Consider the following 14761-nt stretch of genomic DNA (forward strand, 5'->3'; position numbering starts at 1 on the left):
ACCCGTGCTGGGAATCACTCCATTTGTTAATGTTTGTCATGTGTCATCAAGCTGCTGGAGTGGCACACAAAGTACGTTGGGGGAGACGCATAGTATGATGCGGTTCATTATCATTGCATTTGGTTTTCTAGCTTTCGCCTTTTACGAGATGAGCGGAGGCGCGGACTTTGATCCGGAACAGACACGTTTGTCGCGTATCGAGCTACCCGCACCCGTCGAAGAGGAACCACTGGTGGATGTCGCAGCAGCCCCCGCCGCTGAGACGCTGCCGGAAAATGTGACCCGCGTTTCATTGAATCTCAACAGCGTGAGTGATGTCCTGCGTCCGCAGCGGACTGTTCGGACAACCGCAGCACGACTCCGCGCCGTTGAGCCGGAAAGTGAAACGGACATCGCCTTGAACGAGGAAGAGCCAACGATCATTCTTCCCAGCCTTATTGTTGACAATGCCATCATTACACCTGTCGATTTCAATGCACCTGACACAACCGATGAAACACCTTTTGACGTGCGCGCCGTGTCTGCCCGCAGCGTGAACGTGCGCGGTGGCCCTGGCACGGATTATTCGGTCGTCAATCGCTTGGCGCGCGGTGACAAGGTTGAAGTCCTGGAGGACCCCGGAAATGGCTGGGTCAAACTCCGCCCTCTCAATGGCACTCAGATTGGTTGGATGGCAGACTACCTGCTGGGCGAAGGCTGATTGCGCAAGGCGTTGAACACACTATTGTCCCGCCGGAGGCAGAGCGGGGCAAAGCATGGCGCAAAAATCAATTCTAATTACCGGCTGTTCGTCCGGTATCGGATACGCATCCGCACATGGTTTGCGTGATACGGGCTGGCGCGTTTTTGCCTCTTGCCGCAAGCTCGAAGACTGCGCACGACTGCAAGGCGAAGGCTTCGAAAGCCCGCTGATCGACTATGCCGACACGACCACCATCACGAATGGTCTGAAAGAGGTATTCGAGGCCACCGGTGGCACGCTTGATGCGCTGTTCAACAATGGTGCGTTCGGCACACCGGGCGCGGTCGAAGATTTGCCGACGGATGCACTGCGCGCCATCTTTGAAGCCAACTTTTTTGGCTGGCATGACTTGACGCGCCAAGTCATCCCCGCGATGCGTAAGCAGGGACACGGACGGATCGTGCAGTGTTCGTCCGTGCTGGGATTTGTGACCATGCCCTGGCGCGGTGCCTACAATTCGACCAAGTTCGCCCTTGAGGGGCTAACCCATACACTCCGGATCGAGATGCGCGACACCCCGATCGACGTAATCCTGATCGAACCCGGACCGATCACCAGCAAGATCCGCGCCAACTCGATCCCGCATTTCGAAAAGTGGATCGATTGGGAAAACTCTGCGCGTGTTGAGCATTACCGCACAAAGCTGCGCAAGAGGCTGTATCAGGACAACGGCCCCGACACCTTTGAACTGCCAGCAGAGGCGGTGGCCAAGAAACTGAAGCATGCCTTGGAGGCCCGCAAACCACGTCCTGTTTACATGGTCACGACACCTACATTCCTCATGGCGGCGTTCCGAAGGATACTAACAACACGCGGTCTGGATCGGATTTTATCCCGCGGGTGACCGAACGACGCGTTCGCTTTTGCGCGTGTGTAGCCTACATGGTTCAAGCGTTAGGAAAAGGGACAAAAGAACATGGGCTTTGACCCGTTATTCATCTTGATCGTTCTGGCTTGTCTGGCGGTCGTTGTGGTGCTGATGCTGGGCCTTGGTGGTTTCGCTAAGGGGTCTGGCTGGGCCAAGAACAACTCGAACCGCCTGATGCGCTACCGGATCGGTGCGCAGTTCGTGGCTGTCCTTTTAATACTTGTCTATGTCGCATTGCGTGGAACGGGGAACTGAACATGGTTGTTCTGAACAAGATTTACACAAAGACGGGTGATGCGGGCGAAACGGCCCTTGGCAATGGTGCGCGAGTGGCCAAACACGCGATGCGTGTCACCGCCTATGGCACAGCCGACGAGTTGAATGCGTTTCTGGGTGTGGCCCGGTTGGCAGCGACCGGCGACGCCGATACTGCCCTGAGCCGCATCCAGAACGATCTTTTTGATCTGGGCGCAGACCTGTGTCGGCGGGATATGGAAAAGGATGCCGACTCCGAATACCCACCGCTGCGCATGACCGATGCTCAGGTGACGCGACTGGAAGCAGAGATTGATGCCATGAACGGCAATCTTGAACCCTTGCGCAGCTTCATTCTGCCCGGCGGTTCAACCTTGTCCGCGCATCTGCACGTCTGCCGAACCGTGGCGCGGCGTGCCGAGCGCTTGGCGGTAGAACTGGCAACCATGGAGGCGGTGAACCCTGCGGCTGTCAAATACCTGAACCGTCTCAGCGACTGGTTCTTTGTCGCGGCGCGCATTGCCAACGATGGCGGTAAGGATGACGTGCTTTGGGTTCCGGGGGCGAACCGCGACTAGCGGCCAAACCTCAGGTGGAAGGTTTGGCTATCGGAAGGGTGGAGCCCCCGGTTGTCCACTCGCACTCAGCCCGGCTCGGGTTCCCACAACTCGATCGGTGTCCCCTCGGGATCGGAAAGATGCGCGAAGCGCCCGATCCCGGGCATGTCCCCAACCATCTTCACTGAGACACCGGCATCCTCAAGCTGTGCCACCATCGCATCGAGGTTACTGACGCGGAAGTTCAGCATAAAGCTCTTATCAGCGGCAAAATAGTCGGTATCGGCGGCAAAGGGGGCAAAAACGGTTGCACCCCCGTCGGCCATCCACGGTGTTTGATCCGCAGCGGTCGGCACCAGATCGATCCCAAGCCTGTCACGATACCATGCGGACAGTGCAGCCGGATCCTTGGACCGGAAGAAAAACCCGCCGAAGCCTTGAACACGTTCCATGGCAATCCCCCTTTCCCACAGTGTATCAAAGTTTCCGTTCCACCGCATCGCACTGAAAACGCGGCGTTCATTTGCCGTGACGTGACGATTTTGTCCTGTTTCCGTGGCGGCGTCTTGGGTAAACCACTCGGGACCAACTATCTCGGCTATCGAAGCTGAGTCGTTATTTGAAGGAGAGGAACGCTCATGAAGGTGCTTGTGCCCGTCAAACGCGTGATCGACTACAACGTGAAGGTACGCGTGAAAGCGGACGGATCGGGTGTGGATCTCGCCAATGTGAAAATGTCGATGAACCCGTTTGACGAGATTGCCGTCGAACAGGCCATCCGCCTGAAAGAAGCGGGCCAGGCTGAAGAAGTCGTTGCTGTCTCCATCGGCGTCAAGCAAGCTCAGGAAACACTGCGTACAGCGCTGGCGATGGGCGCGGATCGCGCAATCCTCGTCATTGCAGCTGATGACGTCCACACGGACATCGAGCCGCTGACGGTTGCCAAAATCCTCGCCAAAGTGGTCGAGGAAGAGCAACCCGGTCTGGTCCTGTGCGGCAAGCAGGCCATCGACAACGACATGAACGCCACCGGCCAAATGCTGTCGGCCCTGATGGGCTGGAGCCAGGCGACCTTCGCATCAGAAGTCGAGATTGCCGGTGACAAAGCCAAGGTCACACGCGAAGTCGATGGTGGTCTGCAGACCATCGAAGTGAGCATGCCGACCGTCATCTCGGTCGACCTGCGCCTGAACGAGCCGCGCTATGCGTCGCTGCCCAACATCATGAAAGCCAAGAAGAAGCCGCTGGATGAAAAGACAGCCGCTGACTACGGCGTCGACACCGCACCGCGGCTCGAGATCGTGAGCACGGCAGAGCCCGAAGCGCGTGCTGCAGGCATTAAGGTGAGCTCGGTCGAAGAGCTTGTGGCGAAACTCAAAGAAGCGGGGGCTGTGTAATGGCTGTTCTTCTTCTCGCAGAGATCAATGATGGCGAACTGGCGATGGACGCCACGGCCAAGGCCGTGACCGCCGCCAAGGCGCTGGGTGACGTCACCGTTCTTGCAACCGGTGCAACCTGCGCCGACGCAGCCGCCACCGCAGCCACCATCGACGGTGTTGCCAAGGTGCTATGCGCCGAGGATGCGCTGTACGGCAAGCGTCTGGCCGAGCCCGTGGCCGACCTGATCGTGTCGCTGGCTGGCGACTACGAGCACATCGTCGCCCCCGCCACAACCGACGCCAAGAACATCATGCCCCGCGTTGCAGCCCTGCTGGACGCCATGGTGATTTCGGACGCAACAGCCGTTGTCGACGGAAGCACGTTCGAACGCCCCATCTATGCCGGTAACGCGATCCAGACCGTGAAAGCGGCCGACGGCAAGAAAGTCATCACCTTCCGCACGTCGACCTTTGACGCGGCGGGCACAGGCGGTTCAGCATCGGTCGAGAACATCGGCGCTGCGGCTGATCCGGCTCTATCCAGCTGGGTCGAAGACAAGGTTGCCGCAAGCGACCGCCCCGAACTGACATCGGCTGGCGTTGTTGTGTCCGGTGGCCGTGGTGTTGGCTCCGAAGACGATTTTGCGCTGATCGAGAAACTTGCCGACAAGCTGGGCGCTGCCGTTGGTGCATCGCGCGCTGCGGTCGACTCGGGCTACGCGCCGAACGACTGGCAGGTCGGTCAAACGGGCAAGGTTGTTGCCCCGGACCTTTATGTCGCGGTCGGCATCTCGGGTGCGATCCAGCACCTGGCTGGCATGAAAGACTCCAAGGTCATCGTTGCCATCAACAAGGACGAAGAAGCGCCAATCTTCCAGGTTGCAGATTTCGGACTGGTCGCCGACCTGTTCGACGCCGTACCTGAGATGATCGAAAAGCTGTAAGCAGCATTTTCTGAAAGATCAAAAGCCCGCCGCGCCCACGCGGCGGGCTTTCTTGTTTCAAGTCAGGATCGGCACAAGCGCTTGGGCGATTTCAAGATGTGCCACTGGCCCCGGCATGGTACGCGCCGCTGGCGCATCCAGTTCATTGAACACCATGCCTTCTGTTCCGGCTTGAACGGCCTCTTCCGAAATAACCACCTCGACATACTCGGTCGCCAACTCGGACACCTTTTCGATCATCCGCCTCGACACCAGGGCAAGGTCTGCATCAAGATCATTCGCCGAATCCTCAGGCGTTTGACGACCAGCCCACAACAACACCGTCCGACCCGGTATCTGGCTGAGCACCAGCCGCATCCGCGCAATCCACGCGGTTTGTAACTCTTCCACCACCGCTTCGAAGCGATCGGGTGACACAAGGTACAGCCGATTCAACATGTGGTTGGTAAAATTGAACTCGGCAAAGTCGACCTCGCGATAGATTGCGCGCAAAAGTGATGATGCCTCGACAAAACGGTCATTGCGGCGAGGATGCACCCGGTAAAACCGATTGGACATGTTGCGCGGGCTGGTGATCTGGATCACCGTTGTTTGCGCCATGCCAGACACCTTTCGGAGGTAGGGATCTGTCGCAAAAACATCCACGCCGCCGTTGAGCGATCCGAAGTTCACACATACCATCCCGACCGACTGTTCGATCAGATCCGGAAACGGCGTTGGTACGAACTTTCCATATGTGATCGACCCACCAAAAAAGGCAATGAACGGACCATCCAGACACCGCCTTGGCCCACGAAACAACACTTTGGAATTGCCGTATCTACACGGCAAGTAATCGAGCCCGCCAGGACCCAACGATTCAATACTCATGAGACCCACTCTCACTAATTTACCCGCTACAACACTGACAGCAGTTTATTGAAGAACCCCTAACGCGCATGGGCATCATTAAGGCATCGCGTCCCCTTGCCCCCGGCAGCCCCGTGACCATATGGTGCGATGGCGTGGCATGAGGTCGGAAATGGTCATCAAGACAGTCGGAATTGTTGGTGCGGGGCAAATGGGAAACGGCATCGCACACGTGATGTCGCTTGCGGGTTACGATGTCATGCTCAACGATATCTCGGGCGATGCATTGGCTGCAGCCATGGCAACCATTGACCGGAACTTGGAACGGCAGGTCAGCCGCGAAAAGATCAGTGTTGATGACAAGTTAGCGGCGATTGCCCGCATTCAAACGACGCAAACCCTGACTGATCTGGGTCAGACCGACCTGGTGATCGAAGCGGCGACCGAACGCGAAACGGTCAAACAGGCCATCTTCGAGGACCTGCTGCCGCATCTGCAACCGCATACCATCCTGACGTCGAACACTTCTTCCATTTCCATCACACGGCTGGCCAGCCGCACGGACCGGCCTGAAAAGTTCATGGGTTTCCACTTCATGAACCCGGTTCCCGTGATGCAGCTCGTCGAACTGATCCGGGGAATCGCAACGGACGCCGAGACATTCGAAGCCTGTGCCGCCGTGGTGGACAAGCTTGGCAAGACAGCGGCCACGGCAGAGGATTTCCCGGCCTTTATCGTCAACCGCATTCTGATGCCCATGATCAACGAGGCGGTTTATACCCTGTATGAAGGGGTCGGATCGGTCAAATCCATAGACTCATCGATGAAACTGGGAGCCAATCATCCGATGGGCCCACTGGAACTCGCAGATTTCATCGGATTGGATACGTGCCTCGCCATCATGAACGTACTGCATGACGGGCTGGCAGACACCAAGTACCGGCCCTGCCCACTTCTGACGAAATACGTTGAGGCCGGATGGCTGGGCCGCAAGACGCAGCGCGGCTTCTATGACTATCGTGGTGATACACCAGTTCCAACGCGGTAGCGTCTTCTCACACAGCAACCGAACCTGAATTTCATACCTTCCGGCGACGTCAGCCTTTCAAGGCCATCGTATGCTCGCGCAGCCAAGCCATGAACCCACGCGGATCATCCTTGAAGCCCGTCACGATATCAGGGTCCAACGGGTGTCCCACAACAGGGCCCTGCGGTTTGTTGCAGGATCGCACGATTTCATGCAGCAGCAGGCCCTGCCGCAGCATCGGAGACACCTTGTCAGCGATGTGGTATGCGCGACTGTTCGCACCCGGGAAGCGCATTGGTACTACGGTGGCTCCGGACCGGCGGATAAGCTGTGCAGTAAAGACGTTCCATTCGGCCTCGATCGCGGGCCCCCACCACGTTTCGGATGTGGCCACGACGCCGGATGGGAACAATGCAACCACGCCGCCTTCTTTCAGATGGGCCATGGCCTTGGCGCGCATCTCAACCCCTTTGCGTTGCGCGTCAGGATCGTGCGGGAAAGGCACCGGTATCATATAGCTGCCTGCAACCTCATCAATGACCGTGAGCAAGGACCGCGTCAGGATGCGATAATCCGGGCGCACGCGTCCGATGAGATCCGCAAAAATCATACCGTCCACCATCCCGTGCGGGTGATTGGCGACGACGATAACGGGGCCTTCTTTCGGGATACGGTCCAGCTGTCTTTGTGGGGTCGTAAGGTCGATTCCCATCACGTCCAAACACGCCCGCCAAAAGGCTTGGCCCGATGGCGCACCTTGCCGTTCAAATTTCCGGATCAAACGGAGGATCGTCAGCTTGCCTGTGAAGGCTTCCATCACGCGGATGAACGTCGCCTTCCACGGATCGTCAAAAGTCGAAGCATAGGACAAGCTGCGACGGTCATACGTGTTGAAGGAGACTTTCTCCGTCTCGGGCTTTGCGACCTTCGTCATGTTATGTGTGCTATCGACCAAACGAGCGTCACCTTCTCTCGACGTGTGGACCTCTCAAACCTTCATCGGCTCAGGCCTCTTCTCCGAACTTGTCCGCGATCAGTGCGCTTAGGGCATCCGCCAAAGGCTCAGCATCCGGGCCGGACGTTTCAACGTCAATAAAACTTCCCATTGGCGCTGCCAACATCAAAAGACCCATAATGCTGTCGCCTGATGCAGACATACCATTCTGAGTGACCATGGCGCGCGCATCAAAGGCTTCGACGACTTCGACCAGTTTGGCAGATGCACGTGCGTGCAGTCCCTTTATGTTCACAATTTCCAGTTTGCGTTGAGTCATCGTCAAGTATCTGCGCCTATATTTTGGCTATCGATGTACTTCTTACCAGCACTCAAAGCCGCCTGCACGGCATCCGTTACGTGCATTTTCCGGCTTTTTGCCAATTTGATCAGCATGGGCAAATTGGCGCCGTAAAGGATGCGCCGATTTTGCGGTTTGCAGGCAAGCAGGCTGAGGTTTGACGGCGATCCTCCGAAAAGATCGGTCACGACGACAACGCCGTCGCCGGTATCAACCTCGTCTGCTGCAGCGCAGATTTCGTTTTCCTTGGCCTTGCGGTCGTGGTCGGCTTCAATCGCGATGGCACGCACCCCTGCCTGCTTACCCACGACATGCTCAATCGCCCGCAAATACTCAGCAGCGAGCCCGCCATGTGCGACAATCACGATCCCGATCAAGCTGATGCCTCTTCGCGTTTGCGGCGATCCAGTTCCCGATGCCGAACAGACACTTGCCAGCCTGCCTCTGCAAGGGCTGCCGCCAAGGTTTCCGCAATCGCAACGGATCGGTGTTGGCCGCCCGTACATCCGAATGCAACCGAGAGATGAGATTTCCCCTCTTCAAGAACACTGGGCAATTGCCACAACAAGAGATCACGCAAACGCGCTTCAAACTCGGTCGCGCGCGGATCGGCCCAGATGTGGGTTTTGACGTCCGCATCAAGCCCCGTCTTGCTGCGCAATGCCGGTTCCCAATACGGGTTCTTTAGAAAACGGCAGTCGAACACCATGTCGACCGACCGTGGAAGACCACGTTTATAGCTGAAACTTTGAACCGACACGGCCAGCTGGGTTTGCTCACCGGGCGAGAACCAGTGCTCCACCTCAGCGCGCAGCTGGTGCACATTCAAGTCAGATGTGTCCAACAGGACATCTGCGCGTTCGCGTACCGGTGCAAGAAGTTCTTTTTCCCTAAGGATTCCCGCTTCAACCCTATCGGCCTCTGCCAAAGGGTGTCGGCGGCGCGTCTCGGAAAACCGATTGAGCAACACGTCTGTCCGGCAATCCAGATACAATAGTTCAGGCACCAACCCTGGCACGCCCGCAATCTGTCCAAGCGCATCGGTAATCGCCGTGCTCGAAAAGTCCCGGTTGCGCGGATCAATTCCCAGCGCCACAGGTTTGTCGGGCGTCGGGTCGTTCAGCAAAGCCCGGATGAGGCGCACCGGCATGTTGTCAATCGCCTCGTATCCCAGGTCCTCAAGCACCCGGATGGCGCTGGATCGTCCGGCGCCGGATGGACCGGTCACAAGTACAAAGCGGCGTGGAACAGTCATGGCAGCAGTCATTCCGGATATCTAAGCCCGCCTTTCAAATATTGCATAACTGCCGAGGGCCAAGCCGGGCTGTTCACTTTGTGAAGGCATGGCAATGGTTGCCCCATTACGGTCTTTGTGTGCAAGTCCGGCAATCGGTTGGTTTCAACTTGGTCCATATCGATAACAAGATGCAACGAGGCGACGGTGACATCGGCGCGCAGAATGCCGATACCACGTGCCTCGACAAGACCGGCAATGCTGTCCGGTGCAGTCATTTGGATCGCATCATTGACCAGTGTGAGGTTCGTCTGATCATCCGATACAAGCATCGCCCCCAATCCCATAAGCTGGAGCGCAAGACCCGACTTGCCACTGCCGGATGCGCCGATGATCAGCACACCACGCCCATGAGCGGTCACCGCGTTTGCATGCAGGCGCATTGATTTTGTCATCAGAGACTAGACCGGCAGACCAACAACAAAACGCGCTCCGAGCGGTTCCGAAGTGATGTCGGCATCCGTCGGGCGAATGTTCTCTGCCCAGATGACGCCGCCATGCGCTTCGACAATCTGCTTCGAGATTGCAAGGCCAAGGCCCGAGTTGTTGCCAAAATGCTCTTCGGGGCGCTGCGAGTAGAAGCGTTTGAAAATCTTGGTCAGCGCCTGATCCGGAATACCCGGACCGGTATCCTCGACCACGACGAGAACGCGATTTTCGCGCTTGCGGGCCCAGACGCGAATGGCGTCGCCATCTTCGCAGAAGGAAATCGCGTTCGTGATCAGGTTGACGAAAACCTGTGCCAACCGCGCTTCCAGCCCCTGTACTTCGATGGGATGTGCCGGCAGATCTGTAATGAATTCGATACCCTTGCCGCGCGCGTCTTCGCCAAGGTACTGGCTCAGATTTCCGAGCATCTGGAGGAGGTTGAACGCCTCTTCCTCTTCCTTGACCAGTTCACTGTCAAGTCGCGACGCGTTCGAGATGTCGCTCACGAGACGGTCGAGGCGGCGGACGTCGTGGTCGATCACATCCAGCAGCTTCTCGCGCTGATCATCGCGTTTGATCATGCGCAACGTGCCCACCGCTGACCGAAGAGACGCAAGCGGGTTCTTGATCTCGTGCGCGACATCCGCGGCAAACTGTTCATTGCCATCAATCCGGTTGTAGAGCGCAGCGATCATACCGCGCAATGCGCCTGACAAACGGCCAATTTCATCCGGCCGCGCGGTCAGGTCAGGAATGCGAATGCGCCCTGGATTCACCTTGCGCGCATTCTTGTCCCGTCCCAGTTCGGCGGCTGCAGCCAGGTCGGCCAGCGGATTGGCAATGGTCGACGCCAATACGAGGCTGAGGCCGATAGATACGAGCGTTGCAATAACAAACATCTGCAAAACGCGCTCACGTTCCCCCCGGACCAAAGCATCAATTTCGCCAGATGCGCTTGTCAGCGCGATGACGCCCACGGCAGAACCGGCGTGTTGGATTGGTGTGACGACGCTGAACACAGCGCCGCCCGCGACTGTCAGATTCTCACTGATCTGCGTGTCACCCGTCAGGCTGCGCGCAACCAAAGGACGCAACTGATCTTTGATCGGCACAGGTGCGGTTGCGTCGGCTCCGGAGAACGGGCGCGACACCTGATCCCAAAGCCAGCTTAGACCATCCGTCAGGACAGCAACGTTTTCTGTTTCTGTTGTCTGATTTGACAGGGGGGCAAGTGTGCCTTCGCTTTGGCCGACCAGTGTCTCTGCCTCATCGAACACATAGACTTGGTGGCCAACGCGCAGATCAAGGCGCGCAAGTGTTTCAGGAACATTCGCACCATCGCCCGTGGCGAGACTGACTGGCGCGTCTGCGGGCAATTGCGCTTCCAACACATCCGCCACCAGTTCGGCTTGCGCCACCAAGCCGGAAAGCCTTTGCACAGCCAAGCTTTCGCGCGTTGAGTTCAGATACAGGATCCCTGCAACAAGAACATTGAGCGCAATCAGGTTGAACGTGATGATCTTGCGGGCCAGAGGTGAGGCGCGCAGAGACATGAGACCGCGGCGGGCACGCCCGTCTCGCAACTCGGTTGCAGCGGAGGTTTCCGGTGCGACCCAGTCTTCGCCGAGAACGACGTCACCGTCCCGGGACGGAGGGTTGCTCATGTCTCGCACATTTTTCCTCTCGGCCTGCGCCTGTTCTGGGCGCGCCTCTTATTCTTCGTTGTAACGATACCCGATGCCATACAGCGTCTCAATCGCCGAGAACTCATTGTCCGCGCTGCGCATTTTCTTGCGCAAGCGTTTGATGTGACTGTCGATCGTGCGGTCATCGACATAGACCTGATCGTCATAGGCCACGTCCATAAGCTGGTCGCGCGACTTCACAAATCCGGGGCGTTGGGCAAGCGCTTGCAACAAAAGGAACTCTGTCACCGTAAGTGACACGTCCTTGCCCCTCCAACTTACAGCATGACGCAACGGGTCCATCCGAAGATCGCCGCGCTCCATGACTTTGGTTTCTTCTGTATCGCCGACGATATCGCCCGCAACTGCATCCTGACGGCGCAGAAGTGCACGAATTCGTTCGACCAACAAACGCTGCGAAAACGGTTTCTTGACGTAGTCATCTGCCCCCATACGCAGACCCAGCACCTCGTCAATCTCATCATCCTTGGACGTCAGGAAGATCACCGGCATGGTTGTTTTTTGGCGCAACCGCTGCAGTAGATCCATCCCGTCCATGCGCGGCATCTTGATATCAAGAACCGCCATGTCCGGCAGGCGCTTGTTAAAAGCATCAAGCGCCGCCTGACCATCATTATATGTTTCGACCTCGAACCCCTCAGCCTCGAGCGTCATGGAGACGGACGTCAGGATATTCCGGTCGTCATCCACCAATGCAATCTTTGACATTGCCTGTTTCCTTATACTGCTCGTACTCATTGTTTTTTCGGACATTGTCTCGGTTTTGGCCTTTCGAATCAATCCATAAGTGCGAATCAGGGGGTGAATTCGGCATCAGACTGGTCGGAAAGTGGTTAGTAATGGCTAAATTGCCTCACATTCCCGCGTCGGGTGCATGTCGTTGAGTCACTGTTTGCGCAACCGGCCCTGATGGTGGCGCTAACCTGAGCCGTTGGCCTATTCACCAAGTGAATCTGCATGTTAAGACGCCGGAACAGGTCGGCGCGACGTCGGTTCTGGGCCTTTTGGCATCCTCTGACCCAATAACGCCGCAGCACGGCATCAGGAGAGCTCATATGACATTTGGACGGGTAAACCCGCAGTTCCGCCTGGAAGATCAAGGGATCGAAGGGCTGGGCGATGTCTATTACAACCTGATCGAGCCCGTTCTGATCGAACATGCCCTCGAACGCAAAGAGGGCACCCTTGGCAAGGGCGGCACGTTCCTTGTCACCACCGGGAAGTTCACGGGCCGGTCCCCCAAGGACAAGCACGTGGTCAACACCGAAAGCGTGGCGGACAGCATCTGGTGGGAAAACAACGCTGCGATGTCGCCGGAAGGTTTCGATGCCCTTTACAATGACATGCTCGAGCACATGAAGGGGCGCGAATACTTCGTGCAGGACCTGACGGGCGGCGCAGACCCAAGCTATTCGATCAACGTGCGCATGATCACCGAACTTGCTTGGCATGGCCTGTTCATCCGCCACATGCTGCGTCGGCCGGATGCAGAAGACCTGAAAGACTTCATTGCCGATTTTACGGTTATCAACTGCCCCTCTTTCCAAGCGGATCCCGAGCGTCACAACTGCCGCTCCGAAACCGTCATTGCGATGAACTTCGACCGCAAGATGATCCTGATCGGCGGCACCGAATATGCCGGCGAAAACAAGAAATCCGTATTCACGCTGCTGAACTACCTGCTGCCCGGGCGTGGCGTCATGCCGATGCACTGCTCAGCCAACCACGCGCAGGGCAACCCGGTCGATACAGCCATCTTCTTTGGACTGTCCGGCACGGGCAAAACAACGCTGTCCGCGGATCCAGGCCGCGTATTGATCGGAGATGATGAGCACGGCTGGTCGGATCGTGGCACCTTCAACTTTGAAGGCGGGTGTTACGCCAAGACCATCAATCTGAGCGAAGAAGCCGAGCCAGAGATCTACGCAACCACCGAGAAATTCGGAACCGTCATCGAAAACATGGTGTTTGATGCCGACACCAAGGACTTGGATTTCGAAGATGACAGCCTGACGGCCAACATGCGCTGCGCGTATCCTCTCCACTACATCTCGAACGCATCTTCCAGCGCACTTGGCGGTCACCCGAAGAACATCATTATGCTCACATGTGACGCGTTCGGTGTGCTGCCCCCCATCGCGCGTTTGACGCCTGCGCAGGCCATGTACCACTTCCTGTCGGGCTTCACATCCAAGGTTGCAGGCACGGAACGCGGTGTGACCGAACCCGAGCCCACATTCTCGACCTGTTTCGGTGCGCCTTTCATGCCGCGCCGGCCCGAAACCTACGGCAAGTTGCTGCAAGAAAAGATCGCCAAGCACGGCGCAACGTGCTGGTTGGTCAACACGGGCTGGACAGGCGGTGCGTATGGAACCGGCAGCAGAATGCCGATCCGCGCCACGCGGGCCCTGTTGACCGCAGCACTTGATGGTACCATGGCCAAAGGCGAGTTCCGAAAGGATCCGAATTTCGGGTTTGACGTTCCGGTTGCTGTGCCGGGTGTGGCAGACATTCTGCTTGATCCGCGCCGCACGTGGGACGACGTCGATGCGTATGACGCGCAGGCAAGCAAACTGGTCGACATGTTCTCGAACAATTTCGAGCAATACCTGCCGTATATTGACGACGACGTGAAAGCCGCCGCCATCAGCTAGGGCCCGCCCCGGGGCTTACGCGGCCTCGGGCACAACCTCTGCCAGTGGAATATCAAGCAGGTACTCCAAGTCCTCTCTACTGTTGTAGGCGAGAAATGTGTCAATCGGTGCGTCACGACCATCCACCACCCACTTAAGCACGCTTGGCTCAAGGTGCAGATAACCGATTCGCGCCGCGAATCCCTTGTATGCCACGATGTTGAGGATAAAGCCGTAGATCCAGTCCGGGTCCCAGCGCTGCATCATCTCAAGCATACCCGTACGTCCCAGTACGGGTGCAAGGCCCACGCCGCGATACTTGCCGCGTTCGGGCGCGACCCAGAACTCTCCGTGATACGCGGCCATACCAGCGATCCGGTGCGTGCCGGGTGTCGCTCGGAAACGCGACCGGGTCAGGTCCACGCCCTTCAACGGCGGGGGGAAAGCGCGGAACTGGCGCAGCAGATAACTGCTCAGTGGTTTCCCAGAAAGACGGACCCGCTTTGCGGCCTGTGTATGGATCAATTCCCCGTCTTCGTTTCGGCCAATCAGCCAGAATGCGTTGGACTGATTCAGCCCGTGCAGTTCGGGGTCGAAGGGTGCGCCGAGCTTCTGCATCGGCCTTTCTTCAGCAACGATGTCTTTGTATTCGTCAAAGTCTGTGCCGATCGTCAGAGTGATCCCTTGCGAGATCAAGATATCGCGACTTGTTGCAATGAACGGCGCCGCGTTACCCGGGAATTGAATGGTCATAAAAGTCTCTCCTTTGACGCACTACGTCAA

Annotated in this window: 18 protein-coding genes; 8 read left to right on the forward strand and 10 right to left on the reverse strand. The window is 57.5% G+C overall.

The window, feature by feature from the left end; translation table 11 throughout:
- Nucleotides 1-94 precede the first annotated feature (94 nt).
- The 4 genes from Q1A75_RS07775 (at nt 95) to Q1A75_RS07790 (ending at nt 2443) form a co-directional block, all read left to right on the forward strand.
- The gene (locus tag Q1A75_RS07775; protein WP_299551997.1) at nt 95-700 is read left to right on the forward strand and encodes an SH3 domain-containing protein; all 606 of its coding nucleotides are present in this window, start codon (nt 95-97) and stop codon (nt 698-700) included.
- 55 nt (nt 701-755) lie between these two features.
- Nucleotides 756-1586, forward strand: a complete 831-nt coding sequence (locus Q1A75_RS07780; RefSeq protein WP_299551994.1) for an SDR family oxidoreductase — start codon at nt 756-758, stop codon at nt 1584-1586.
- A 72-nt stretch (nt 1587-1658) separates the two neighbouring features.
- Nucleotides 1659-1865 carry a twin transmembrane helix small protein gene (locus Q1A75_RS07785; RefSeq protein WP_299208286.1) on the forward strand — a complete coding sequence of 69 codons (207 nt, stop codon included), beginning with the start codon at nt 1659-1661 and terminating at the stop codon, nt 1863-1865.
- A 2-nt stretch (nt 1866-1867) separates the two neighbouring features.
- Nucleotides 1868-2443, forward strand: coding sequence for a cob(I)yrinic acid a,c-diamide adenosyltransferase (locus Q1A75_RS07790; protein WP_299551991.1), 576 nt, complete (start codon nt 1868-1870; stop codon nt 2441-2443).
- A gap of 65 nt (nt 2444-2508) precedes the next feature.
- Here Q1A75_RS07790 and Q1A75_RS07795 read toward each other — a convergent pair whose 3' ends face one another.
- Entirely contained in the window at nt 2509-2874 is a 366-nt protein-coding gene (locus tag Q1A75_RS07795) for a VOC family protein (RefSeq protein WP_299551988.1), read from the reverse strand.
- Between the two features lie 186 nt (nt 2875-3060).
- Between Q1A75_RS07795 and Q1A75_RS07800 the strand changes: the two genes are divergently transcribed.
- Together Q1A75_RS07800 and Q1A75_RS07805 are read left to right on the forward strand one after the other, a co-directional pair.
- The gene (locus tag Q1A75_RS07800) at nt 3061-3819 is read left to right on the forward strand and encodes an electron transfer flavoprotein subunit beta/FixA family protein (RefSeq protein ID WP_299551985.1); all 759 of its coding nucleotides are present in this window, start codon (nt 3061-3063) and stop codon (nt 3817-3819) included.
- The gene (locus tag Q1A75_RS07805; protein WP_299551982.1) at nt 3819-4745 is read left to right on the forward strand and encodes an FAD-binding protein; all 927 of its coding nucleotides are present in this window, start codon (nt 3819-3821) and stop codon (nt 4743-4745) included. Before Q1A75_RS07800 ends, Q1A75_RS07805 begins: the two co-directional genes overlap by 1 nt.
- Before the next feature lie 57 nt (nt 4746-4802).
- Here the strand turns inward: Q1A75_RS07805 and Q1A75_RS07810 are convergent, their stop codons facing one another.
- Complete coding sequence (locus tag Q1A75_RS07810) at nt 4803-5615, reverse strand: DUF6473 family protein (RefSeq protein ID WP_299551979.1); 813 nt, start codon at nt 5613-5615, stop codon at nt 4803-4805.
- A gap of 151 nt (nt 5616-5766) precedes the next feature.
- On the opposite strand from Q1A75_RS07810, the gene Q1A75_RS07815 reads away from it, so the two are divergent.
- Nucleotides 5767-6642, forward strand: coding sequence for a 3-hydroxybutyryl-CoA dehydrogenase (locus Q1A75_RS07815; RefSeq protein WP_299551976.1), 876 nt, complete (start codon nt 5767-5769; stop codon nt 6640-6642).
- A 49-nt stretch (nt 6643-6691) separates the two neighbouring features.
- On the opposite strand, the gene Q1A75_RS07820 is transcribed toward Q1A75_RS07815, so the two are convergent.
- From Q1A75_RS07820 to Q1A75_RS07850, 7 genes are all read right to left on the reverse strand, one after another.
- Complete coding sequence (locus Q1A75_RS07820; protein ID WP_299551973.1) at nt 6692-7555, reverse strand: lysophospholipid acyltransferase family protein; 864 nt, start codon at nt 7553-7555, stop codon at nt 6692-6694.
- Between the two features lie 70 nt (nt 7556-7625).
- A complete protein-coding gene (locus Q1A75_RS07825; RefSeq protein WP_299551971.1) occupies nt 7626-7895 on the reverse strand; it encodes an HPr family phosphocarrier protein in 270 nt (89 codons plus the stop codon).
- Between the two features lie 2 nt (nt 7896-7897).
- The gene (locus Q1A75_RS07830; protein WP_299551968.1) at nt 7898-8293 is read right to left on the reverse strand and encodes a PTS fructose transporter subunit IIA; all 396 of its coding nucleotides are present in this window, start codon (nt 8291-8293) and stop codon (nt 7898-7900) included.
- A complete protein-coding gene (gene rapZ, locus Q1A75_RS07835; protein WP_299551965.1) occupies nt 8290-9171 on the reverse strand; it encodes an RNase adapter RapZ in 882 nt (293 codons plus the stop codon). The genes Q1A75_RS07830 and rapZ overlap by 4 nt, the downstream gene beginning before the upstream one ends.
- Nucleotides 9172-9179: 8 nt before the next feature.
- Nucleotides 9180-9593, reverse strand: coding sequence for a serine kinase (locus tag Q1A75_RS07840; RefSeq protein WP_299639441.1), 414 nt, complete (start codon nt 9591-9593; stop codon nt 9180-9182).
- An 18-nt stretch (nt 9594-9611) separates the two neighbouring features.
- Nucleotides 9612-11303 carry a sensor histidine kinase gene (locus Q1A75_RS07845; RefSeq protein ID WP_299551959.1) on the reverse strand — a complete coding sequence of 564 codons (1692 nt, stop codon included), beginning with the start codon at nt 11301-11303 and terminating at the stop codon, nt 9612-9614.
- Nucleotides 11304-11351: 48 nt separating this feature from the next.
- A complete protein-coding gene (locus tag Q1A75_RS07850) occupies nt 11352-12053 on the reverse strand; it encodes a response regulator transcription factor (RefSeq protein ID WP_299551956.1) in 702 nt (233 codons plus the stop codon).
- 347 nt (nt 12054-12400) lie between these two features.
- On the opposite strand from Q1A75_RS07850, the gene Q1A75_RS07855 reads away from it, so the two are divergent.
- The gene (locus Q1A75_RS07855) at nt 12401-13999 is read left to right on the forward strand and encodes a phosphoenolpyruvate carboxykinase (RefSeq protein WP_299551953.1); all 1599 of its coding nucleotides are present in this window, start codon (nt 12401-12403) and stop codon (nt 13997-13999) included.
- A 15-nt stretch (nt 14000-14014) separates the two neighbouring features.
- On the opposite strand, the gene Q1A75_RS07860 is transcribed toward Q1A75_RS07855, so the two are convergent.
- Complete coding sequence (locus Q1A75_RS07860) at nt 14015-14731, reverse strand: hypothetical protein (protein WP_299551950.1); 717 nt, start codon at nt 14729-14731, stop codon at nt 14015-14017.
- Nucleotides 14732-14761 lie beyond the last annotated feature (30 nt).

The sequence above is a fragment of the uncultured Tateyamaria sp. genome (genome assembly GCF_947504105.1).
In the GTDB taxonomy this organism is placed as follows: Bacteria; Pseudomonadota; Alphaproteobacteria; order Rhodobacterales; family Rhodobacteraceae; genus Tateyamaria.